This window comes from Paraburkholderia dipogonis (assembly GCF_046027395.1).
GTDB lineage: Bacteria > Pseudomonadota > Gammaproteobacteria > Burkholderiales > Burkholderiaceae > Paraburkholderia > Paraburkholderia dipogonis_A.
This window is the reverse complement of record NZ_JAQQEG010000001.1, coordinates 185,295-206,674: the sequence shown is the minus strand read 5'-3', so window position 1 is coordinate 206,674 and position 21,380 is coordinate 185,295. Positions and strand designations below refer to the sequence as shown.

Genomic DNA, 21,380 nt, shown 5'->3' with positions numbered 1-21,380 from the left:
TCCTATTCGACGTGCGCGGTGAAGCCGAATTTGTCCGGCTCAATATCGGCCCGCAGCGTCAGTTCCGGAATCGTATAGGCGCCGCTGTTCTGCGGCCGGAATGGAATCGGCGCGGTGTTCCAGAGATCGTCCAGACGCTGCCCGAGTGCATCACGCACCTCTGGATAGTTCGTTTCATCGATGCGGCTCGTGCGGTAGATCACATACGGCGGCAACACGTCGAAGCCGGGGTAATACAGAATGCCGTGCTGAATCGGGAACAGTACGTCGTCCATCGGACCATTGATGCCGCGCGGACTGTAATGCGATTCCCAGCCGCCCGTCGTGACCATCAGCATCGCGCGCTTGCCGGCGAGCTTGCCTTCGCCGTAACGCTCGCCCCAGCGCGCATCGGAATGCTCGCCGACGCCGTACGCAAAGCCATACGCATACACGCGCTCCACCCAGCCTTTGAGGATGGCCGGCATGGTGAACCACCAGAGCGGAAACTGCAGGATCACGGCATCCGCCCACATCAACTTCTCCTGCTCGAACTCGATGTCTTTGCTCTGCAGCCCATTCTCGAACGCATGCTTCGAGTCGAGCGCAGGATCAAAGCGCTCACCGGGTTGTTTCGCGAGGCTGTCGTGCGCATCGAGCGATGCTTTCCACTGCATTGCGTACAGGTCGGATACCTGAACGGTGTGTCCGGCATCTTCAAGACGTTTGACCGCAAAGTCCCTGAGCGCCCCATTCAACGACCTGGGTTCCGGGTGCGCATAAACAAGAAGAACGTTCATCACATGGCCTTCATGGCTAAAAGAAACCAAAGATAGACCTCGCTCCGGTATATTGGAAATGAATTGCCAATATGTCAGGTATAGCCATGAATAATCTCAGGAGGCTCGACCTCAACCTGCTCGTCACGCTGGACGTGCTGCTTTCGGAGCACAACGTCACGCGCGCGGCCGAGCGGCTGAACTTCTCCCAGCCGTCGGTCAGCGTGCATCTGGCCAAACTGCGTGATGTCCTCGGCGACCCGCTGTTGCTGCCCGGACCGCGCGGCATGCGGCCCACTGCGCGCGCCGAGGCGTTGCGCGAACCCTTGCGCGAAGCGCTCGAGGCACTCGAGCGCGCGGTGGCGCCGGCGCGCCCTTTCGATCCCGCCGAAGCAACGCAAAGCTGGCGCATTGCCGCGACCGACTACGTCGAATCGACGATCATCCTGCCCGCGCTGGCCGGCTTGCGCGCGGCGGCGCCGGGCACGCGCCTCGCCGTCGTCGAACTGGCTCCGCCGCGTATTGCGCGGCAAGCGGAACGGGGGGAGATCGATCTAGGATTTCATACCAGCGAAGGCGCGCCCGAGGGATTACGCCACCGCGTGCTGTTCGCCGAGCGCTATGTACTGGTGGGCCGCGCGGGTCACCCGCGTCTGAAGCGCCGGCCGACGCTCGCGCAGTTCTGCAAACTGGAGCACGTGATCGTGTCGCCGGACGGCGGCGGGTTTGTCGGCGTGACGGACGAAGTGCTCGCCAAGTCCGGCATGGCACGCCGGGTCGTGCTGTCCGTGCCGCACTTTCTGTTCATGTTGTCGGCGCTCGCGAGTACCGACCTGGTGGGCCTGCTGCCCGCGCGGCTGGTACGCGACAACAGTGCGCTGCGGGTAGTCGAGCCGCCACTGGATGTGCCGGGCTACGAGATCGCGATGCTCTGGCATGAGCGCTCGCACCGCGATCCGGCGCATCAGTGGCTGCGGGAGTACATCGCGAATTCGGTGTGAAATCGCCGTGGCTTGCAATCACGCTTCGCCGCTAGCGCCACCGATCGCATCCAGTTCCGCGCACACCTCGGCGGACAATTTCAATTGCGACGCCTGCAGATTTTCGCGCAGGTGCCCGACGCTCGACGTGCCGGGGATCAGCAGAATGTTAGGTGCCCGCTGCAACAGCCACGCGAGCGCCACTTGCATCGGCGTTGCGCCGAGTGTTTGTGCAATATCCGACAGCGCCGACGATTGAATCGGCGTGAACCCGCCAAGCGGGAAGAACGGCACATACGCGATCCCCTTCCCCGCGAGTTCGTCGATCAATGTGTCGTCTTCCCGGTGCACCAGGTTGTAGTGATTCTGCACGCAGACAATCTCGGCAATGCGCTGCGCCTCCGCTATCTGCGTCGCCGTCACGTTGCTCAAGCCGATATGGCGCACGAGCCCACGTCGCTGAAGTTCGGCAAGCGCCGTGACCTGCTTCTCGATCGAGCCTTCAGCGGGCGCATGCACGTCGCCCATGATCCGCATGTTCACGACCTCGAGCACATCGAGGCCGAGATTGCGCAGATTGTCGTGCACGGCGCGCTCGATATCGTCCGGTTCGAACGCCGGCAGCCACGCGCCGTCGCTGCCGCGCACCGCGCCCACCTTGGTGACGATAACGAGGTCGCCAGGATAAGGATGCAGCGCTTCGCGGATCAACTGGTTGGTAATGTGCGGCCCGTAAAAGTCGCTCGTATCAATGTGGTTGACGCCCGACGCCATCGCTTCGCGCAACACGGCGAGCGCTGCATCGCGATCCTTCGGCGGCCCGAACACGCCGGGGCCGGCGAGTTGCATGGCGCCGTAGCCCATGCGGCGCACCATGCGGCCGGCGAGCGGGAAAGTGTCCGTGGTGATGAGATTCGACATGACGCGCTCCTTGGTGAGTGTTGAACGGAAGTATGGACGCGGTTGCGTTGTTAAATAAAGCCGTTTAACGTGTACGGGTTGTTTAAAATTCTGCACAATCGCCATGGAATTGAACGATCTGGCCGCCTTCGTCTCGGTCGCCCGCGCGGGCGGCTTTCGCGACGCGGCGCGCATCAGCGGCGTGTCGGCGTCGAGTCTGAGCATCGCCGTGCGCCGCCTCGAGGCCAGGCTCGGCCTGCGCCTGCTCAACCGCACCACGCGCAGTGTGGCGCCGACCGAGGCCGGCTTGCGTCTCATTGAGAAGCTGACGCCGCTCTTCAGCGAGATGGAAGCGGCGCTGGACGTGCTGAACGTGTTCAGGGACAAGCCGGCCGGCACGCTCAAACTGAATGTGCCGTCGAGCGCCGCCCGAATCGTCTTGCCGGGCATCATCGCCGCGTTCCTGAAGACGTATCCCGACATCCGCGTCGAGGTCGTCGTCGAGGATGGCTTCGTCGACGTGCTGTCAATCGGCTGCGACGCCGGCATTCGCTATGACGAGCGGCTCGAGCAGGACATGATCGCGATTCCGATCGGGCCGCGCGTGCAACGCTTCGCCACGGCGGCGGCGGCGGGCTATCTGGACGCGCACGGTCGTCCCGATCATCCCAGCGAGTTGCTCTCGCATGCGTGCCTGCGCGGCCAGTTCGCCGGCGGCGCCATGCCGATCTGGTATTTCGAGCGCGACGGCGAAGTGTTGCAGTTGAATCCATCGGGGCCGCTGCTGGTGCGGCCCGGCGCGGCGATCGATCTTGCCGTCAGTGCGGCCGTCGCGGGCGTGGGTGTCATTCACCTGTTCGAAGACATGCTGCGCCCGCATCTCGACAGCGGCGCGTTGGAGCCGATTCTGGAGCCGTGGTGGCAACGTTTTTCAGGCCCGTTTCTTTATTATCCGGGGCGTCGTCATTTGCCGGCGCCGTTGCGCGCATTCGTCGATTTTTTGAAGGTGCTCAATGCGGACTGATGCGAGGTGGAGAAAAATGCGCGGGGCAATATTGCCGGTCATCAACGAGGCGACACGCGCGATTCGGAAGAAACTGCCCGTTGCACGCGAATCCATCAATCGCTAATACCGTTACTTGCACAGTTGCGCGACCGTCGTCAGAAAAAGCTCCGCGCCCACCGGCTTTCTCAGGCAGACATCCCAGTTCCTGGCCGCGCTCTCGGGCGGCGGAACAGCGGTATGCATGAGAATCGGCACGTTGGCGAGTTCCGGTATCGCCTTTAGTCGACGGCACAATTCAGCGCCGTCCATAAGCGGCATCATCCAGTCGGTGATGATCAGGGCGGGAACACGAGTTGCGGCGCGCGCAACCGCCTCCGCGCCGTTGCTCGCGCAACCGACTTCGTAACCTTCGTTCTCGAGTATCAGGCGCCACGCCGCCAGGATTTCCGGCTCGTCGTCCACCAGCAAGATTAAGTGCATCAGGGGCCGCCGGGTTAAACGTTCGAGTTAGCGTTATTGTCGTCTGCCGACAGCGCCGCAAGAGGTGTTCCACAATCCCCGATTGCGGTGTTAATGTTGCGAATAATCGGCTGCAGCGACGCTTTTGAAACACGCGAGGGCGCAGAGCTTGCCAGCCAGGCCTTCAATTGATTCCAGCCGAAAGTACCTGTCCTGTGAGGCACGCCACGCGCCTCCAGTCCGACGCGCCTGGGTGGTTCAAGCCTCTGTACGTTGTAGAAACTTCACCCCAATGCGCCATCATGACCGACACACGCGTTAGCCCGCTACGCAATTTTGCTGACTTCGTTCGCGCGGAACGGACCCGACTCACCGAGCAATGGATGAATGCCGTATTCGGCGACTCCGATCTCGTTGAAGCGGACAAACTCACTTATCAGCAACTCGCGGATCATCTGCCGGAAATTCTCGAAGGACTATGCGCGGCGCTCGATGTCGAAGATCTCGATCGGGTCGAAACGGCCATCGAGCGCGATGCGAGAAAACATGGCAAGGTGCGCTGGCGCCAGGGCTATCGTATCGAGGAGCTCGTGCGCGAACTCGATCTCTTCGATCAGGTTCTGGCCGAAGCGCTCGAGGAATTCGCCAGTCTCGACAGCACGTTCACGCGCCGCCATGAGAGCCGGGCACGGCGCCTGATCGCCGAAACCTTCAGCATGGTCACGCTCACGTCGATCAAGGAAGTGGTGAGTGAACGGGACCGCAAGATCGACGACTACACCGGCCGGCTCGAGCGTGCCAATTACGAGCTGATGCTGAAGCAGCGCCTGGTGAGCGACCTGTATGAGTCGCGCATGCAGATTACACGCAGCGTGGTCCACGATCTGCGCAATTTTCTGAACACGTTTTCCATCGCGCTGCAATTGATCTCGCGCGCGCCTGCAAAAGCCGAAACGGCGTTGACGCTGGCGAACCGCCAGGCCGCCGATATGAAACAACTCGTCGATCAGATGGTCGAGTACTCCGTGGTGCTCGGCGACGGCGCCCCGTTCGCACTCGAACAGGTTGAACTGCGCGAGCTGTACGATGAACTCGTCACCTCGTCGCGTCCTTCGATCGAGGCAAAAGGACTCACGTTGCGCGCGGCATTCGATCCTGCGTTGACGGGCGTCACATCCAATCGTCTCAAGCTCAAACAGGTTGCCGTCAATCTGCTCTCCAACGCGACCAAGTACACGAAGTCGGGGGAAATCGAATTGAACTTCGCGATGGCCGATGCGGAACACTGGTCGATTCGCATCGCGGATACCGGCGTGGGCATCGCGCCATCGGATGCGGACCGCGTGTTCGACGAATTCGAGCGCGCCGCGGGCGAAGATATTCCCGGCACGGGCCTCGGTCTCGCCATCGTCAAGGAACTGTGCCGCGTGTTGAACGGACACATCGATTTCGTCTCGCGCGAAGGTGTGGGGACGACGTTCGAGATCCGTTTCCCGCTGGTGCTAATGGAACCGCAATAGGACCGCACGACCGACGAACACCCATGATCCAGATCACGACCGCCCAATTTCCGCAGCAACTGGAAGCGGTCCGGGCCATCTTCCGCGAATACGCCGAGAGTCTGGGTATCGATCTCAGCTTCCAGAACTTCGAATCCGAACTCGCCGACTTGCCCGGCAAATTCGCTGCACCGCGAGGCCGCGTGCTTCTCGCGCACAACAATGAAGAACTCGTTGGCTGCGTCGCCATGCGGCCTCTCGACGCCACGACGTGCGAAATGAAACGGCTCTATGTCAGCCCAGCGGGACGTGGTCTGCAGACCGGCAGGCAATTGGCGACGCGCATTTGCGATATCGCGAGAGACGCGGGGTATCACCGCATTCGTCTCGACTCGCTGCCGACCATGCGGGCCGCGCTCGATCTTTATGCGTCGCTGGGTTTCGAACGGATTCCGGCTTATGTGTTCAATCCGATTGCCGGCGCGGTATTTCTGGAACGCAATCTGATTCGCCCGGAAAATCAACCGGCATAACCGGACAATCCGCACAGATTAATCATTACGTTTAGCAAACAACAATTTCTATTTTGTAATAAATAATCAGCGAATTATGCGACGTAAAGTCCGAACGCACTCGCTCCCGCACGAAGCCACGTGCAGCTTTCCGAAGCCGTCATTACGGAAATTCGTCGCGTCCTTGACAAAGGACTACGGCGTCACCTATTTTTTATCTGCCGCCAATATACGAATATTCGATTGCGGAAAAACATGCCGGAGATAACCGGATATTCAATCACAATATTTAGTTATTCTACGCATCCTGCATAGCAGGGAAGCGGCTATGCGTATTTAGGCAAGTTGGTCTCCACCGCTGTATTGCGGCGATGCATCCAGAATATTTCGAACTCCGATGCATCTTCATCCGCCATAGCGGCCTTTGTAAAAAGGTATCTGAATCCACCACCGAGGATAGAGATGAAACGAGACGAGCGTCTTCGAGGCGATAGCCCTTTTCGTCAGCGCAAGCTGCCGGCTCCAGGGACTCTGGCAGTGGCAATGGCAGCGGCAGTCCTGCTGCTCGGCGGATGCGGCGGCGGGGACGGCAGTTCGTCCTCCGGCACGGCCGTGAGCATGCAGCAGACCGCTGCGAATCAGCAACTCAGCGCCCAGGCCGCCTCTCAGCCGCAGGCGCCAACCGCCAATCAAACCTATATCGACCCGGTCGCCTATTCGGCCAAGGCCAACGACGGTCTCGCGCCCGCCCAGGCCTCGGAGAAAGCGGCGGTCATGCACTACCAGTGGACGCTCGGCAAGACGCCGATCAACTACACCACCACCACCGGCCATCTGACGGCGGCCGACGCGAACGGCAACCCCGAAGCCACCATGTCGTATGTGGCGTACACCGCGCCGGGCACGAACGGTGCAACACGCCCTGTCACGTTCGTCTACAACGGCGGCCCCGGCTCTTCCTCGATCTGGCTGCGGCTCGGCTCATTCGCGCCGACGCGCGTGGCCACGCCCGACCCGGTGTTCGGCAACTGGCCGAACTATCCGCTCGTGGATAACAAGGAGAGCCTGATCGACACCACGGACATGGTCTTCATCGACCCGCCTGGAACCGGGCTTTCCGAAGCGATTCTGCCGAACACGAACAAGAAGTACTGGACGACCGACGCGGACGTCAACATCATGCGCGACTTTATCCAGCGCTATCTGGCGGTCAACAATCGCAGCAGCTCGCCGATCTATCTGTATGGCGAGTCGTACGGCACGCCGCGTACCGACATGCTGGCGCTGGCGCTCGAATCCGCCGGCGTGCATCTGACCGGCATCGTGCTGCAATCGGCAATCCTGAACTATTTCGCCGATGCGATCGAAGCGGTCGCCATCACGGAGTCGTCGGAAGAGCTGGCGCTCGATACGGATACGCTGGCGGGCTATTTCCCCGGCTATGCGGAGGTCGCGGCGTACTACAACCAGGCGTCGCCGGCGCCGCTCAATCAGGATCTTTACGCGTTGCAGACCACGCTGTTCGTGACGGCGGAATATAAGAAGTTCAGGCGTTACTCGCAGTCATGGGTGCTTAGCCAGCTCGGCATACCCGGCGCGTTGGGCAAGCCCGTCTTCCCCAATGCGAAAACGCTCGAGTCGTGGACCTTGCCATCGGGTTTGACCGTGCAGGCATTGCAAGGCTATTTCAACCGCGATCCGTTCTCGACGAGCCTGCTGCCCGGCACGACGATCGGCCGCTATGACGGGCGCGTGTCGTTGCCGAATTCGGATCCGCGTCTGCAAAGCGATTCCGATCCGTCCGACATCCTGATCTCGCAGCCGTTCACCACGGCGCTCGCCACCCAGATGCCGGACTATCTCGGCTACACGGCGCCGAACGCGACCTATATGCCGTTGAACGACGACATCATCGAGGTGTGGGATTTCTCGCACGACGGGCAGGCCTTGCCCGACACGATCCCCGACCTGCTCGGTGCGTTGACGCTCAATCCGCAGCTCAGGGTGCTCTCGGAAAACGGCTTCCACGATCTCGCCACGCCGTTCCTCAATACCGAGAAACAGTTGGCGCGGTTGCAGACCGTGCCTGGCCTGAATCCTGACTTGCAGGTCAATTTCTTCCAGGGTGGCCACATGATCTATCTCGACGACGTCGCCCGTCCGCTGATGAAGCGCGACCTCGTGTGCTTCTATCGCGGCACGCCGCTGCCCGATGCGCTCGCGCTCTGGACGCTGCCGGCGCCGTGGCGCGACGAAAGTCCCGCCAGCGAGCCGACCGCCACCGCCACGGCACAAGTGACGGCGCCCTGACGGAGCCTTCATGGAACCTCGTTCGCGATACCCTATTCACTCAATCCATGCGAGTCATCATGTCTCTTATCGATAAGTTACGGCGTGTCTCCCCGTTGATTGCTCTCGGCTGCGTGGTCGGCAGTGCGTATGCGTTGCCGCCGCAAGCAGTAGCGCCCGCGACGCCGCCCAACGGCGCACGCGGCGTCGACGGTCCGTTCTTCCCGCAAAACCGGGCGGCGCCGATCGCGCCGTCGACCGGCACGGCATTGCAGCAGCAAGCGCAACAACGGCTCGAGGCGCGTCTCGGGGCGAACTCGGCGCTCAGCAATGGCGCGTCGGTCACGAAGGCGCAGGCGCAAACCCAGGGTCTCGGTTTTGTGGCGAAGCACTTCGATCAGATCGACTCGAGCCATAAAGGCAGCGTGACACTGAGCGACGTCAGGCAGTATTTGCAGCAGCAAGGGCGGTAGCGCAGAAGGCCACTACACCGCGCATGGCAAAAAGCGCTCCCGCTTCTGGGACCGGGAGCGCTTTTTTCGTGGCGTAAGTGGCGCGAGTGGCAACCACAACTCTAATCCGCCTTAACGCTGCCGCCCATCGACAAACATCCGCTCATCGCGCCGCCTCTGTCACTCAGCCCGCGCACGACCACCTCGGATGATTTGCCGTCGCGTCTCGCCAATTCCGCAAGATCGAGCAAGGCGGCGTAGCGAGCGGAGCATTCTTGCGACGATCCACTCGTGCCGCGCGTATCAGCTGGTACCACGAAGCGGCTCATTGCAATCGCCACTCCCACTGCCACCGCCATCGCTGCCAACGTGCCTGCTTGATAAAACCGCCGGGTCGATGAACCATCGAAAGACGATCGGCACACCATGTCCCCACCTTGCGCAACTGTCACGCGGGATTTGACTCGCATGGCCGCGCCCATCAGGCCCAGTGCGCCGGCACCCAGACACGCCCGACCCAGTGGCCCGGCACCCACACGACCGGACGCGGCGCCGGCGCGACATACACGACGCGCGGAGCGACATACACGGCAGGCGGCGGGGGCGGCGGTGCGTAGACAACCGGCGGTGCGACCACGACAGGCTTCGGCGCGACCACCACCGGAGCAGGCGTCACGACAACCGGCGCAGGCGTCACCACGACCGGAGGCGGCGGCACATACACAACCGGCGGCGCAACCACGACCGGCTTCGGCGCGACCACCACCGTGGTGCCGCCCGTCGCGACGACACCCGTGGTCGCCACGACCGTTCCGCTCGACGTCACCGTATTGCCGTGCGTGCCTGTCACGCTCGTCGAAGTCGTCACGACGCCCGGTGCCACACGCGTGGCCGAACCGGAGTGGTTGACGGTCCCGCCATCCGAACCGGTGACGGTGCCCGAACGCGAGCACGTCGAGCCGGCGCAATTCGTCGACGCCGAATGGTTGACCGTGTTGCCGTTAGAACCCGTCACCGATCCCGACGACGAATATTGCCCCGTGCCGGTCTTCGTGACGTCGCCCGAAGTGGTGGCCGTCTTGCCGTCCGGTCCCGTGAGCGTGCCGGTGTGCGAGCACGTGCCGCCGGCGCAGTTGGTGTCGCCTGCATGCTGGACGGAGTTGCCGTAGCGTCCCGTCGCGGTGCCCGCATTCGAGAACTGGCCCGGCGCATTGCGCGTCACCGTGCCGGTGTTGGTCGCGAGGCCGCCGTAAGGGCCGGCGACGCCGCCCGCATGCGAACAGCTGCCGCCGCCACACGAGCCGTAACGCGCGCCGTTATAGGTGCCACGCGAGGTGTACGCCGTGCCGTGTTGCGACCAGGCGAATGCCGATGCGCTGCCGAGCGCGAGCACGGCGACCGTGGCGGAGAGGACGAGCTTGCGCAGCGCGCCGCGGGCGGATGAAGCGGTCGTCACTGAGTCGGTTGCAGAGGCAAAGGCAGAGGCGGCGGCCGGGACGACGAACGAACGATTTTTCACGGTATGTCCTTCTTGAATTCGGGCCACTTCTGTCACTGCTGCGTGGCGACGAAACGGACTATAGAAGGACGCGCCGACATAATCGACAAGGAAGATATGTCACGCTGTTTCACCACGAGGAAGGCCCGTGCGACAAGCGTTCGCGGGCGTTTTCCGCGCTGCGTGACATATTCCGACATAGATTGTTGCAAGCGAAATGGCGGGCCGCACCTGCTTTTAAACGGCGACGGTGCCGCTCCTCGCTGTCGTTTACAACAACGCGCGAGAGCGGCAACCGTTCCTCATATCATTGCGTTGCGCGTGCCATGGCCATATCGGCAATCTGGTCCGCCTGATACGACGAACGCACCAGCGGCCCCGCCACCACTTCGCGAAAGCCCATTTCCAAGCCCGCCTCTCGCCAGGCGTCGAACTGTCGCGGCGTCACATACCGCCGCACCGGCATATGAAAACGTGACGGCGCGAGATACTGCCCGATCGTCAGGATGTCCACGCTATGCGCGCGCAGATCGCGCATCGCGTCGAGCAGTTCTGCATCGGATTCCCCCAATCCGGCCATCAACCCCGATTTGGTCAACATCGCCTCGTTCGCCTCTTTGACACGCGCGAGCAGTTGCAGCGAGCCCTGATAGTCCGAGCCCGCACGCGCGGCACGATAGAGAGCGGGCACCGTCTCGAGGTTGTGATTGAAGACATCCGGCCACGCGACCGAAAGCGCCTGCAACGCCCGCTCGACACGTCCACGAAAATCCGGCGTCAGCACTTCGACCCGAATGCCCGGCACGCGCTCGCGCAGCAACGCGACGCAGCGGGCAAAATGCGCCGCGCCGCCGTCGCGCAGATCATCCCGATCCACCGACGTCACGACGACATAGCGCAAGCCTAGCGCCGCCACGGCATCGGCTAACCGCGCGGGCTCGGCCGCGTCCAGTGGCGCCGGGCGGCCGTGCGCGACGTCGCAGAACGCACAGCGCCGCGTACAGATGCCACCCATGATCATGAACGTCGCGGTGCGCCGCGCAAAACATTCGCCGATGTTCGGACACATCGCCTCCTCACACACTGAATGCAAACGGTGCTCGCGCAGGATCGCCGCAATGCCGGCGACCGTCTCGCTCATCATCGGCTTCGCGCGCAGCCACGGCGGCTTCGGCAAGACCTCGCCGTCCGTGGCCGGCACGATCTTCACCGGAATCCGCGCGAGCTTGTCAGCGCTGCGCTTGCCGTGCTGACCGAGCGCGGTGACGCTGTCGCCATGCAATGCGGCGTCCATCTCAGCCCCCCAGAAAATCGTTGAGCAGACGATTCACTTCGGAGGCCGCCTCCATCTGCACCATATGTCCGTTGCCATCGAGCACATGAACGCGGATGTCGCCTGGCAGACCCTGCGCATGCGCGGCCGGGATGATCTGATCGCCGGCGCCCCAGATCACCAGACTGCGTGGCGCGAGTTCCGCCAGCCGGTCCCGATAGCTCGCGCGTTGCACGTTGCCGTCGAAGGCCGACGCCGCGATCTTGCGCAGCGCCTCGGGCACGCCTTCGAGCCGCTTGTACTTGACGATGTCCTCCACCAGTTGACGTGTCACGAGACTCGGGTCGGCGAAGAGTTTCGCCAACTGCGGCTTGAGCGCATTGCGATTGCTGCCCTCAGTGAAAGCCTGGATGTAGTCGCCGTTGATCTCCGTGCCCAGACCCGCGCCTGAAATCAACGCCAGCGACGCTACACGCCCCGACGCTTTTGCAGCAACGGTCATCGCGATCAGTGCGCCCATCGAGTGTCCGACCAGATGCACTTTGTCGATGCCGCGATCGTCCATGAACGCGATGACGCTGTCCGCGAGTTCGTCGGCACTGCCGGTGTCGAGCGTCTTGCCCGATTCGCCGTGACCCGGCAGGTCCAGCGCCCACACGGCGCGATGCGCGGCAAGGTCGGCGTGATTGAACAACCAGTTGTTCAGATCGCCGCCAAAGCCGTGAATCAGCAGCGCGGGCGTGCCGCCTTCGCCGAGTTTCAGATAGCGCACAGTGCGTCCGCCGATCTGCGTTTTCTCCGGTTGCGGGCCACTGTCGCCATCCGCCGACGTGGCCGGCACGAAGTCGCGCTGGAACGCTTCGACCTCGGCGTCGATCTGGGCATCCGGCGTCTCCGCGTCCGCCACCACTGCCAGCAATGCGCCGATCGGCAGCGTGTCGCCTTCCTGGGCGATCTGCCGGCGCAGGATGCCCTCGAACGCACACTCGACGCCTGACGAGATCTTGTCCGTTTCCACGTCGAGAATCTCGTCGCCTTTCACGACTTTGTCGCCGATGGCCTTGAGCCACCCGTTGACTTGTCCCTGCTCCATCGACAAGCCCCATTTGGGCATCGTGATCATATGGATCGGCATCGCTCAAGCCCTCACTTTCAGTACGGCCGCGGCGATTTGCGCGGCCGACGGGATATACATGTCTTCGAGCACGCCGGCAAACGGCGTGGGCGTATGCGGCGCGGTCACCATTTCGATCGGCGCCTTCAGCGAGTGGAACGCGCGCTGCGCGATCAGCGCGGAAATGTCGGTGGCGATCGAGCAGCGCGGATTCGCTTCGTCGACCACGACCACACGTCCGGTGCGGTTCGCGCTCTCCAGGATCGCTTCCTCGTCCAGTGGCGAGGTCGTCCGCAAGTCGATCACTTCGACCTGGATGCCGTCCTTGGCGAGTTTTTCGGCGGCTTCGGTGGCGTAATGCACCATGCGTCCGTAGGTGATGATCGTCGCGTCGTCGCCGTCGCGCACCACGTTCGCCTCGCCGAACGGAATCGCATACGACTCTTCGGGCACGTCGCCCTCGCGGCTGTACAGCAACTTGTGCTCGCAGAAAATCACCGGATCGTTGTCGCGGATCGCCTGGATCAGTAGTCCCTTGGCGTCATACGGCGTCGACGGGCAGACCACTTTCAGTCCGGGGATGTGCGTGAACAACGAGGTCAGCATCTGCGAATGCTGGGCCGCCGCACGCAAGCCCGCGCCCTGCATCGCGCGAATCACGACCGGCGTGACGGCCTTGCCGCCGAACATGTAGCGGAACTTGGCGGCCTGGTTGAAGATCTGGTCGAAACACACGCCCATGAAATCGATGAACATCAACTCCGCGACCGGGCGCATGCCGCAGGCCGCCGCGCCGACTGCCGCGCCGATATAGCCGCCTTCGGAGAGCGGCGTGTCGAGTACACGGCCCGGATACTTGTGAAACAGTCCCTTCGTAACACCGAGAACGCCGCCCCACGCGTCCTGTTCACCGGGCGATCCGGCGCCGCCCGCGTTGTCCTCACCCATCACGATGACGGTTTCGTCACGGGCCATTTCCTGACTCAGAGCTTCGTTGATTGCCTGAGAGAATGTGATCTTGCGTGCCATGTCTGCCTCCAATCGTTTAGGTATGCAACGCGTTCGTTACGGATAAGACACGTAGACGTCGCTCAACAAATCTTCAGCAGTCGGCAACGGCGCAGCCTTGGCTTCCGTCACCGCACTGTCGATCAGACTCTTGACCTCGGCATCCACACCGCGCAACTGATCCGCGCTCAGCATTTCGGCGCGCACCACGCGCTCTTCGAAACGCTTCAGGCAATCCTTCTCGTCGCGCAGTTTCTGCACTTCGCCGGGCGCGCGATAGGTCTGCGCGTCACCTTCGAAATGGCCGAAATAGCGCGAGAACTTCACTTCGACGAGCGTCGGTCCGCCGCCTTTGCGCGCGCGTTCGATCGCTTCACCGAGGGCTTCATGCACGGCGAAGAAATCGAACCCGTCCACGATCACGCCCGGCATACCGAAGCCGCTCGCGCGGTCCGCGATGTTGTCGGTCGCCACCGACCACGTCGAAGATGTCGCTTCCGCGTAGCCGTTGTTCTCCGCCACGAAAATCGCCGGCAGCCGCCATACCGAGGCGAGGTTCAACGATTCGAAAATCACGCCCTGATTCGACGCGCCGTCGCCGAAGAAGCACACGCCCACGCCACCCGACTTCCTGTACTTCGCCGCCAGCGCCGCGCCGCAAATCAACGGCCCGCCCGCGCCGACGATGCCGTTCGCACCTAACATCCCTTTCGACAGGTCGGCGATATGCATCGAGCCGCCTTTGCCGTGGCACACGCCGGTCTTGCGTCCGTAGATCTCGGCCATCATGCCGCGCACGTCCACGCCCTTGGCGATGCAATGGCCGTGACCGCGGTGCGTGGTCGCTACATAGTCGGCGTCGTTCAGATGCAGCATCGTGCCGACCGCCGACGCTTCTTCGCCCGCGTACAGATGCACGAAGCCGGGAATTTCGCCGGTCGCGAATTCCACGTGCAGACGCTCCTCGAACTCGCGGATCGTGCGCATCATGCGATACGCCTTCAGTAGCGCTTCCTTGCTCAACTCAGTTGAAACCGACATGGTGTGTCTCCTTGGAATGAATGCACTGCCTGCCCACAACCTACTTTTGATGCGCAACCACGTTTGCCACTTCCCGCACCAGTTGACGCGACGCCGCGAAACGCAGCGTGCGTTCGACGTCGACGGTCAGCGGCCCTTCCCAATCCAGCGCGATCTCATAGCGGTCGCCGCGCTCCAGTTCGATTTCGCGCTCGCCGTCGAAGGCGAGCGTGCCGTGTTCGGTTTCGAGCGGCCGCCACACGCCGACTTCGAAGCGTTCGCACGTGCGCATCAGTACGCGCTCGACGCGGCCCGGCGCAATGGGCGCCACCAGCGGCACGCCGGATTCGCCGGGTGCTGCAAAGCGCAGATGCAAACCGTGCGATGCGGTGCGCTCCACGGGCGCCCACGCTCCGCCGATCGACGAAAGTCCGATGCCGTCGGGCGCGGCGAACGTGAGGAAGAGTTCTTCGATATCGGCCGGATCGGAGACGGCCCGCGCGCCGACAAAGCGCTGGCGGCTCACGCAGACATCGACCAGCGCGATCTCCTCGCGGCCGCGATTCGGTCCGGCCGTGCAGCGCACGACGAGCCGCTTGTTGCGCATCAGCGCCACATCCGGCGGCACCGCGCCCGACGCGACGAGCGCGCCGGCAAGGCCGGCCACGGTGGCTTCGCGCAAATCCGGAAAGGCGTTGTTGGTGCCGGTGGACAAGGTCAGCAGCGGCACTCTTGCGCAATGCGCGGCCACCGCGCGGTGCGTGCCGTCGCCGCCCAGCACGGCGATCAGTTCGACGCCTGCCCGCAGCATCGCGGCGACCCCCGCGTGAGTATCGGCGACGCTGTCGGTGATCGGCTGTTCGATGAACTCGACTTCGGGCCAGCGCTGTTGCGCGGCGACGGCATCATGGGTGTCGAGCGCGCGCAGCAGCAGCGCCGCCACGCCGGTTCGGTCGCGCAGACACAGCACGCGTGTTACTCCAAGCATGCCGAGCCCGGCCAGCAAGCGCACCACCATGTTGGCTTTTTCGGAGGTCGGAAACACCGACGCATAGGAAGTGAGACGGCGAATGTCGCGACCCGACGCCGGGTTCGCGATCACGCCGACGGTGATGGGCGATGGCACTGTGCTTGTCTCCTTTCTACGCCGTCGTTGAACGGTGGCGCTTTGTCATGCGCAGGACACTGCAAAGGGTGTGCCAATTTGCTGAAAAATCGCGCCACCTCGCGAAAGTGCCGTGTTTAAAGGCCTTTTCGCATCGACATGCAAGCTGGGATGGTGAGCCGGCCCCACGCGACGCAGCGTTCCAGGCGTCTCACGCTTGCCTCGTGCAACATTCGCAGCCCGGCCGAGCAGTTCGGAGACGCGTCGCAAACCCTTTACCCGCCTCGATCTGCGCCGTTGGGCCAAGCCGTCTCACCTGAGACTGAGACAAACGTCTCACGCGTCTCGCGTGCTGCATTGCAGTGTGATTCATCAACCGGGATGTGATACAAGAACACCCTGATCTCACTGTGTGTCGCTCGCCTGGAGCCGACCATGCCTTACGTCTCGCAGACCCAGCACATCGACCGCGTGCGTGGCGCCATTGAAGGACGCCTGCCCGCGCCCGCCGATTCTCCGCGGCTCGTCTCGTCGTGGCAGCGTTCGTTCGAACAGTACCGGCTCGACCCGGGCGCCGTGATCGGACCGCGCGTGCTGACGTCGGCGGAATTGCGCGAAGTGCAGGGCAAGGAAGAAGCCTTTCTGCGTGCGTCGGGACAATGTCTGACGCGTCTGCACGACATGATTCGCGTCGCCGACTATTGCGTGATGCTCACCGACGCGCACGGCGTCACCATCGACTACCGGATCGATCGCGAACGCCGCAGCGATTTCAAGCATGCGGGCCTGTATATCGGTTCGTGCTGGTCCGAGCGCGAGGAAGGCACGTGCGGTGTGGCGAACGTGTTGACCGATCTCGCGCCGATCATCGTGCACAAGACCGATCATTTCCGCGCGGCGTTCACCACGCTTACCTGCAGTGCGGCGCCGATTTTCGCGCCGACCGGCGAAATGATCGGCGTGCTCGATGCCTCCGCCGTGCAGTCGCCGGATAACCGCGACAGTCAGCGGCTCGTATTTCAACTCGTGCGGCAAAGCGCCGGCCTGATCGAAGACGGTTACTTTCTCAATCAAACGACCCAGCACTGGATTCTGTTCGGTCATTCGAGCCGCAACTTTGTCGAGGCGCAGCCCGAAGTGCTGATCGCCTTCGACGAATGCGGCAATCTCGTCGCCGCCAATCGCAAGGCGCGCGAGTGCATTCCGGCGCTGAACGGTCCGCGTCACATCGACGACGTATTCGACACATCGGGCTCGCACCTGCACGACGTCGCGCGCACGGATGCGATTGTCGGCTTGCGCCTGCGCGCGACCGGGACGACGTTGTATGCGCGCATTCGCGCGCCGCTCAGGCGCGTCTCGCGCTCGGCGTCCACGATGCACGACGGCGCCGCGAGATCGGCGCAAACCGCGTCGCAAAACGATCTGCAACTCGGTGCGCTCGGACGTTTTCTGCACAGCGCGGATCCGCAGATCGCGCACAACGCCGCCGTCGCGTTGCGCGTGATGGGCAAACGTCTGCCGATTCTGATTCTCGGCGAGACTGGCGTCGGCAAGGAAGTGTTCGCGCACGCGGTGCATGATTCGGGCGCGCGGCGCGCGCGACCGTTTATCGCGGTGAATTGCGGTGCGATTCCCGAATCGCTGATCGAAAGCGAATTGTTCGGCTACGCGCCCGGCGCCTTCACCGGCGCACGCAGCCGCGGCGCACGCGGCAAGATTGCGCAGGCGCATACAGGCACGCTGTTTCTCGATGAAATCGGCGACATGCCGCTCGATCTGCAAACACGGCTGCTGCGCGTACTGGCCGAAGGCGAAGTGACGCCGCTCGGCGGCGATGCACCCGTGCGGGTGGACATCGACGTCATTTGCGCCACGCACCGCGATCTCGGGCAGATGGTCGCGGCCGGCACGTTCCGCGAAGACCTGTATTACCGGTTGAGTGGTGCGTCTTTGCCGATACCGCCGCTGCGCGAGCGCGCCGATATCCGCGACGTGATCGACGCGGTCTTCGACGACGAAGCGCAAATGGCCGGCCACGTGCTCACGCTGGACCCACAACTTGCCGAGCGTCTGGTGGGCTTCGCATGGCCGGGCAACATTCGCCAGTTGCGCAATGTGCTGCGCTACGCCTGCGCGATCTGTGACGGCGCACGCGTGGAATTGCGCCATGTTGCTCCGGATATAGCGGCGCTGCTCGCGCCTGAGACCGCGCACAAACCGGCGCTGTTGCGGATCGCTCCGCATGGCGGCCGGCAGCGGGACGCACAGCAGGACCCGCGCGAGGAGCGCGCACGCATCATCGACGCGCTCACACGCCATCAATGGCGGCCGAACGCAGCGGCGCAAGCGCTCGGCATATCACGCGCCACTTTGTATCGACGCATTGCGTCGCTGGGCATCGTCGCGCCGCATCGACGTTGAAGCGCCGGCTGTCAGCGTGATGCGCGACCACGCGCAAAACGCGATGGTCGTCACCAGCACTACGCGTTTTCGTATTCCATCTGGCGTCCCCGTTCGAATGGATTACGATCTTTTCGATTGACAAGACCTGCGGCAAAACGGCACACTCGATCTCATGTTGACGCACATCTCCATCGCGAATGCGATTACACACCCGAAGCGAGCCATCATCGGCTGGCCATTGGGAGTGCGTGCGCGTTAGCAGTCTGAATCTGCGTAACACATCCCCAAGGCCCCGCCGGTAACGGAAGGGGCCTTTTGTTTTGTGGGCGCCTCCGTCAGCCGGCTTGATGACGGAGAATGAGATGGATCAGGCAAGCCCGCAGTGCATGGATGACGAATCGAGTCTGGTGGCGTATCGGCAAGACGAGCGTCTGCCGAAGTTGGTGCTGCATTTTTCAGTCATGCCAGGCGCGACGCTGACCTGGCGCGTCGAAGCCGATAGCACGCTCGCTGTGCAAGGCGCGCGCCTGTGGCTCACACGCGTCAGTTCACCTTACGATCATTGGCTCGATCCGGGCCACACATTCCAGTTGCAACGCGGCGAGCGTGTGTGGCTCAGTACGGATGGCGAATGCGTCGCGCGCGTGTCGTTGAGCTACGCACTACCGGCGCGAGGCGGTCTGCTCAGACGCTGGCTGGGACGGCTCGCGTGGTTGAGTCTGGGGCCGCCTGCGCCGCGTTAGCCGCGCACGTGACAGCACTCGACGCGCGACGCTTTGCGCGCGGCCGTGCCGCGAAAAGCAAACACCCCTGCGGTGAGGGGTGTTTGTGTGGCCTGCCGGCTTGCATGAGGGCGTGATCATGCAAGCCGGCTCGGCTGTGCTCAACGTTGCTTCGGCGTCACCTGCACGGCCGCCGCCGACACGAATACCGCGTGGATCGTATCGCCGATCTTGACGTCCTTCAGATCGACGTCGGGACCGGCTTCGAGCGTTTGCGTCTGATACGCGCCGCGCAGCGTGACCAGACGCTTCTTGCGGTCGATCTTCTGCACGGTGGCGAGCACTTCGATCTGGCGCGCCGATTCGAAGCCGCCCGAGGCCGGAGCATACACCTGCGTGTCGACACGCGCGCGAATGCCCTTATCTTTGCCGGTGACCTTCTCGGCCTTCACGAGGAGCGCATTCTTGTAGAGCACGTCCACCTGATCACCCACTTGCAGGTTGTCGAATCCCTCCACCTGCTGGCTCACGAGCACGACCACCACGTTGCCGCCCGGCCCCTTGAGCGTGAGCGTGCGGCTGCCCGGATCGATACCGACGATCTGCGCCTTCACATGCACCGGCTCCACCGCGCTGACGACGCCTTGCGCGGCACTGGCCATGGCATCTTGCGCCCATGCCGGCTGCGCTGCGGCAAACGCCGCGACCATCAACGCTGCTCCAATCGTCGCTGCCTTCATTTGCATGCTCCTTGAAAAATTGTTTGATCCGGCGTGCCGACGATCTGAAACGGCGGAATGCCGGCTCTTAACGCCATGAGCGCCTGCGTATCTTCAGGATGATAGTTTTCAAAAGGTACGACGCAAACGATTTTACATGCCTTACGACAACCTGCAATTGATTGAATTGTGATTTTCAAATGAATTCGCACAGCATATAGAGCAGCGCGACGTAGCGTCACAGCGGCGTTCCGTCAGTCGGCTGTGTCGGAATAGTTTCGTCGCCACTGATAACGAGCAACGTATTTTAAATGCAGGCTGCATTGAAGGCGTACAGCTTGGCAGTTGAATCGGCAATCGATGTTTTACGTCTTCCGTGGTAATCAGGGACGTCTTTAGACCGGATTATCACCGTACCGATTTGCTGGAACAGCGGCGACCGTTGATGAACTCATGGGCGCGGCATGTTCCTGGCGCTTGATCGTTTGACGAATCGGCCCGCGAGGTTCGCGGATCAAATACGGCGTTTAACGGCGCGACGCCTTGACGCCGCCAGCAACGGAAGCCACCAGAACTAATGCAAACCATAAAGCAAAGAACCGGTTGGCAGCGTCAGGGTTGGTATCGAACAAACTACCTGAAGCTCGAACGATTCCAAACAGGTACAGACCGCCCCACGCAACTGCCGTCACTCCGACAGCGCCCAGTGCGCCCCCAATGATGATTCGGATCAGCTTCATTCGATCGGGAAAAATAGAATCGTCTTCGAATCCCGGAAGTCCGACCAGATTCCAGGAATCACGATGTTCCAACTCACACGCACACCCGTACCAAAGCCCGTCAACTTTCCTCCGTTCCATAAGTCGATATGTCCACCACTGGGATTGTCGTATGGGTTGCCGCTCGGATAGTTATCTCACAGTTCCTGAAAGGACACTGCCGTTAACTGCACTAACTTGATAGAGCCGGGCGTTGAGTCTGTTCTAACCACTGTTTTTGGGTTCGGCATGTGTCAGACTCCTTGGCTTACAAGAGCTTCTTCGCCCCAATGCACGGTGTAAGCGTCGACCCCATCCGTGGTGATACGGGATAGCAGGCCGCTTACCCCGATCCGACCTGAAAAGGTTCGTCCGTCTGCTGTCTCGACAAGGTACGGGTAGCCTTCGAGCGAACCGCTCGGCGCGGCGGCGCAGATCTGTTCGTCATAGGTTGCGACAGATGTGCCGGTCACCACGACGGATTACGCCGCACTCGACGCGTTGCTCGCGCCCGCCGAGCCCTGGTCCGAGTTGAGAAGGTATCCCGGATTGCTACCGGCGATTACCTGATTCTTTCCGCACGGACAGAGTACTGAATCACCGTCGACAACAACCTTGCGCCCCTTGTCGGAGATTCCCTTGCCCGTTCCGAATATACTGTGGGCTCCCTTGCAGTTGCCGCATGTCGCCACGTCGCCGTCCAGCGCGAGTTTTTTGCCGTGATCGAAACATCCCGTTGAAGAACCCATGACACGACCGCCCGTTGTCGTTGGGTCGTCGTCCCTTATCGCCGCCTTACGCATGGTCAGCCTCACTGTCTGCGTCAGTACTCAGGGGCGGCATGTAGGCCGGCTTGAACATTTCGCCCTTCTGCTTTTTTAGCATTCCAAAGTCTCCTTCTA

General features: G+C 62.4%; 21 protein-coding genes. 8 read left to right on the top strand and 13 right to left on the bottom strand.

Annotated elements, in window-relative coordinates:
* Positions 1-2 precede the first annotated feature (2 nt).
* A complete protein-coding gene (locus PQR32_RS00925) occupies positions 3-779 on the bottom strand; it encodes an NAD(P)H-dependent oxidoreductase (RefSeq protein WP_408221706.1) in 777 nt (258 codons plus the stop codon).
* 71 nt (positions 780-850) lie between these two features.
* Here PQR32_RS00925 and PQR32_RS00920 point away from each other — a divergent pair, with 71 nt between their 5' ends.
* Entirely contained in the window at positions 851-1,759 is a 909-nt protein-coding gene (locus tag PQR32_RS00920) for a LysR family transcriptional regulator (RefSeq protein WP_408221705.1), read from the top strand.
* Positions 1,760-1,777: 18 nt separating this feature from the next.
* Here the strand turns inward: PQR32_RS00920 and PQR32_RS00915 are convergent, their stop codons facing one another.
* Positions 1,778-2,659, bottom strand: a complete 882-nt coding sequence (locus PQR32_RS00915) for an aldo/keto reductase family oxidoreductase (protein ID WP_408221704.1) — start codon at positions 2,657-2,659, stop codon at positions 1,778-1,780.
* A gap of 103 nt (positions 2,660-2,762) precedes the next feature.
* Between PQR32_RS00915 and PQR32_RS00910 the strand changes: the two genes are divergently transcribed.
* The gene (locus tag PQR32_RS00910) at positions 2,763-3,662 is read left to right on the top strand and encodes a LysR family transcriptional regulator (protein WP_408221703.1); all 900 of its coding nucleotides are present in this window, start codon (positions 2,763-2,765) and stop codon (positions 3,660-3,662) included.
* Positions 3,663-3,773: 111 nt separating this feature from the next.
* Here the strand turns inward: PQR32_RS00910 and PQR32_RS00905 are convergent, their stop codons facing one another.
* Positions 3,774-4,124 carry a response regulator gene (locus PQR32_RS00905; RefSeq protein WP_408221702.1) on the bottom strand — a complete coding sequence of 117 codons (351 nt, stop codon included), beginning with the start codon at positions 4,122-4,124 and terminating at the stop codon, positions 3,774-3,776.
* A 281-nt stretch (positions 4,125-4,405) separates the two neighbouring features.
* Between PQR32_RS00905 and PQR32_RS00900 the strand changes: the two genes are divergently transcribed.
* The 4 genes from PQR32_RS00900 to PQR32_RS00885 all read left to right on the top strand — a co-directional run bounded on the left by PQR32_RS00900 (position 4,406) and on the right by PQR32_RS00885 (position 8,876).
* The gene (locus PQR32_RS00900; protein ID WP_408221701.1) at positions 4,406-5,623 is read left to right on the top strand and encodes a sensor histidine kinase; all 1,218 of its coding nucleotides are present in this window, start codon (positions 4,406-4,408) and stop codon (positions 5,621-5,623) included.
* A gap of 23 nt (positions 5,624-5,646) precedes the next feature.
* A complete protein-coding gene (locus PQR32_RS00895; protein WP_408221700.1) occupies positions 5,647-6,135 on the top strand; it encodes a GNAT family N-acetyltransferase in 489 nt (162 codons plus the stop codon).
* A gap of 441 nt (positions 6,136-6,576) precedes the next feature.
* Positions 6,577-8,424 carry a S10 family serine carboxypeptidase-like protein gene (locus PQR32_RS00890; RefSeq protein WP_408221699.1) on the top strand — a complete coding sequence of 616 codons (1,848 nt, stop codon included), beginning with the start codon at positions 6,577-6,579 and terminating at the stop codon, positions 8,422-8,424.
* Positions 8,425-8,483: 59 nt separating this feature from the next.
* Positions 8,484-8,876, top strand: coding sequence for a 2-oxoglutarate dehydrogenase (locus PQR32_RS00885; protein WP_408221698.1), 393 nt, complete (start codon positions 8,484-8,486; stop codon positions 8,874-8,876).
* Between the two features lie 460 nt (positions 8,877-9,336).
* Here PQR32_RS00885 and PQR32_RS00880 read toward each other — a convergent pair whose 3' ends face one another.
* The 6 genes from PQR32_RS00880 to PQR32_RS00855 all read right to left on the bottom strand — a co-directional run bounded on the left by PQR32_RS00880 (position 9,337) and on the right by PQR32_RS00855 (position 15,894).
* Positions 9,337-10,374, bottom strand: a complete 1,038-nt coding sequence (locus PQR32_RS00880; RefSeq protein ID WP_408221697.1) for a hypothetical protein — start codon at positions 10,372-10,374, stop codon at positions 9,337-9,339.
* A gap of 286 nt (positions 10,375-10,660) precedes the next feature.
* Positions 10,661-11,647 carry a lipoyl synthase gene (gene lipA / locus PQR32_RS00875; RefSeq protein WP_408221696.1) on the bottom strand — a complete coding sequence of 329 codons (987 nt, stop codon included), beginning with the start codon at positions 11,645-11,647 and terminating at the stop codon, positions 10,661-10,663.
* A gap of 1 nt (position 11,648) precedes the next feature.
* Positions 11,649-12,761 (bottom strand): acetoin dehydrogenase dihydrolipoyllysine-residue acetyltransferase subunit, encoded by a 1,113-nt coding sequence (locus PQR32_RS00870; RefSeq protein WP_408221695.1) that lies wholly within the window; start codon positions 12,759-12,761, stop codon positions 11,649-11,651.
* 3 nt (positions 12,762-12,764) lie between these two features.
* A complete protein-coding gene (locus PQR32_RS00865) occupies positions 12,765-13,769 on the bottom strand; it encodes an alpha-ketoacid dehydrogenase subunit beta (protein ID WP_408221694.1) in 1,005 nt (334 codons plus the stop codon).
* Between the two features lie 36 nt (positions 13,770-13,805).
* Positions 13,806-14,789, bottom strand: coding sequence for a thiamine pyrophosphate-dependent dehydrogenase E1 component subunit alpha (locus tag PQR32_RS00860; RefSeq protein ID WP_408221693.1), 984 nt, complete (start codon positions 14,787-14,789; stop codon positions 13,806-13,808).
* 40 nt (positions 14,790-14,829) lie between these two features.
* Positions 14,830-15,894 (bottom strand): ATP-NAD kinase family protein, encoded by a 1,065-nt coding sequence (locus PQR32_RS00855; RefSeq protein ID WP_408221692.1) that lies wholly within the window; start codon positions 15,892-15,894, stop codon positions 14,830-14,832.
* A gap of 414 nt (positions 15,895-16,308) precedes the next feature.
* Here PQR32_RS00855 and PQR32_RS00850 point away from each other — a divergent pair, with 414 nt between their 5' ends.
* Both PQR32_RS00850 and PQR32_RS00845 read left to right on the top strand, forming a co-directional pair.
* Positions 16,309-18,297 (top strand): sigma-54-dependent Fis family transcriptional regulator, encoded by a 1,989-nt coding sequence (locus PQR32_RS00850; RefSeq protein WP_408221691.1) that lies wholly within the window; start codon positions 16,309-16,311, stop codon positions 18,295-18,297.
* 344 nt (positions 18,298-18,641) lie between these two features.
* Positions 18,642-19,022 carry a DUF2917 domain-containing protein gene (locus PQR32_RS00845; protein ID WP_408221690.1) on the top strand — a complete coding sequence of 127 codons (381 nt, stop codon included), beginning with the start codon at positions 18,642-18,644 and terminating at the stop codon, positions 19,020-19,022.
* Positions 19,023-19,162: 140 nt separating this feature from the next.
* Here the strand turns inward: PQR32_RS00845 and PQR32_RS00840 are convergent, their stop codons facing one another.
* The 4 genes from PQR32_RS00840 to PQR32_RS00825 all read right to left on the bottom strand — a co-directional run bounded on the left by PQR32_RS00840 (position 19,163) and on the right by PQR32_RS00825 (position 21,281).
* Positions 19,163-19,741, bottom strand: coding sequence for a hypothetical protein (locus PQR32_RS00840; protein ID WP_408221689.1), 579 nt, complete (start codon positions 19,739-19,741; stop codon positions 19,163-19,165).
* A complete protein-coding gene (locus tag PQR32_RS00835; protein WP_408221688.1) occupies positions 19,738-19,962 on the bottom strand; it encodes a hypothetical protein in 225 nt (74 codons plus the stop codon). Before PQR32_RS00835 ends, PQR32_RS00840 begins: the two co-directional genes overlap by 4 nt.
* Positions 19,963-20,456: 494 nt before the next feature.
* The gene (locus PQR32_RS42295) at positions 20,457-20,588 is read right to left on the bottom strand and encodes a hypothetical protein (RefSeq protein WP_494471414.1); all 132 of its coding nucleotides are present in this window, start codon (positions 20,586-20,588) and stop codon (positions 20,457-20,459) included.
* A 372-nt stretch (positions 20,589-20,960) separates the two neighbouring features.
* Positions 20,961-21,281 (bottom strand): PAAR domain-containing protein, encoded by a 321-nt coding sequence (locus PQR32_RS00825; RefSeq protein WP_408221686.1) that lies wholly within the window; start codon positions 21,279-21,281, stop codon positions 20,961-20,963.
* Positions 21,282-21,380 lie beyond the last annotated feature (99 nt).

What these genes read in the sequence shown, in the direction of transcription:
- PQR32_RS00920 (WP_408221705.1), top strand. Translation starts at nt 851, where the DNA reads ATGTCAGGTATAGCCATGAATAATCTCAGGAGGCTCGACCTCAACCTG.
- PQR32_RS00895 (WP_408221700.1), top strand. Translation starts at nt 5,647, where the DNA reads ATGATCCAGATCACGACCGCCCAATTTCCGCAGCAACTGGAAGCGGTC.
- PQR32_RS00825 (WP_408221686.1), bottom strand. Translation starts at nt 21,281, where the DNA reads ATGCGTAAGGCGGCGATAAGGGACGACGACCCAACGACAACGGGCGGT.
- PQR32_RS00840 (WP_408221689.1), bottom strand. Translation starts at nt 19,741, where the DNA reads ATGAAGGCAGCGACGATTGGAGCAGCGTTGATGGTCGCGGCGTTTGCC.
- PQR32_RS00845 (WP_408221690.1), top strand. Translation starts at nt 18,642, where the DNA reads ATGGATCAGGCAAGCCCGCAGTGCATGGATGACGAATCGAGTCTGGTG.
- PQR32_RS00915 (WP_408221704.1), bottom strand. Translation starts at nt 2,659, where the DNA reads ATGTCGAATCTCATCACCACGGACACTTTCCCGCTCGCCGGCCGCATG.
- PQR32_RS00890 (WP_408221699.1), top strand. Translation starts at nt 6,577, where the DNA reads ATGAAACGAGACGAGCGTCTTCGAGGCGATAGCCCTTTTCGTCAGCGC.
- PQR32_RS00860 (WP_408221693.1), bottom strand. Translation starts at nt 14,789, where the DNA reads ATGTCGGTTTCAACTGAGTTGAGCAAGGAAGCGCTACTGAAGGCGTAT.
- PQR32_RS00870 (WP_408221695.1), bottom strand. Translation starts at nt 12,761, where the DNA reads ATGCCGATCCATATGATCACGATGCCCAAATGGGGCTTGTCGATGGAG.
- PQR32_RS00865 (WP_408221694.1), bottom strand. Translation starts at nt 13,769, where the DNA reads ATGGCACGCAAGATCACATTCTCTCAGGCAATCAACGAAGCTCTGAGT.
- PQR32_RS00885 (WP_408221698.1), top strand. Translation starts at nt 8,484, where the DNA reads ATGTCTCTTATCGATAAGTTACGGCGTGTCTCCCCGTTGATTGCTCTC.
- PQR32_RS00925 (WP_408221706.1), bottom strand. Translation starts at nt 779, where the DNA reads ATGAACGTTCTTCTTGTTTATGCGCACCCGGAACCCAGGTCGTTGAAT.
- PQR32_RS00850 (WP_408221691.1), top strand. Translation starts at nt 16,309, where the DNA reads ATGCCTTACGTCTCGCAGACCCAGCACATCGACCGCGTGCGTGGCGCC.
- PQR32_RS00900 (WP_408221701.1), top strand. Translation starts at nt 4,406, where the DNA reads ATGACCGACACACGCGTTAGCCCGCTACGCAATTTTGCTGACTTCGTT.
- PQR32_RS00910 (WP_408221703.1), top strand. Translation starts at nt 2,763, where the DNA reads ATGGAATTGAACGATCTGGCCGCCTTCGTCTCGGTCGCCCGCGCGGGC.
- lipA (WP_408221696.1), bottom strand. Translation starts at nt 11,647, where the DNA reads ATGGACGCCGCATTGCATGGCGACAGCGTCACCGCGCTCGGTCAGCAC.
- PQR32_RS00905 (WP_408221702.1), bottom strand. Translation starts at nt 4,124, where the DNA reads ATGCACTTAATCTTGCTGGTGGACGACGAGCCGGAAATCCTGGCGGCG.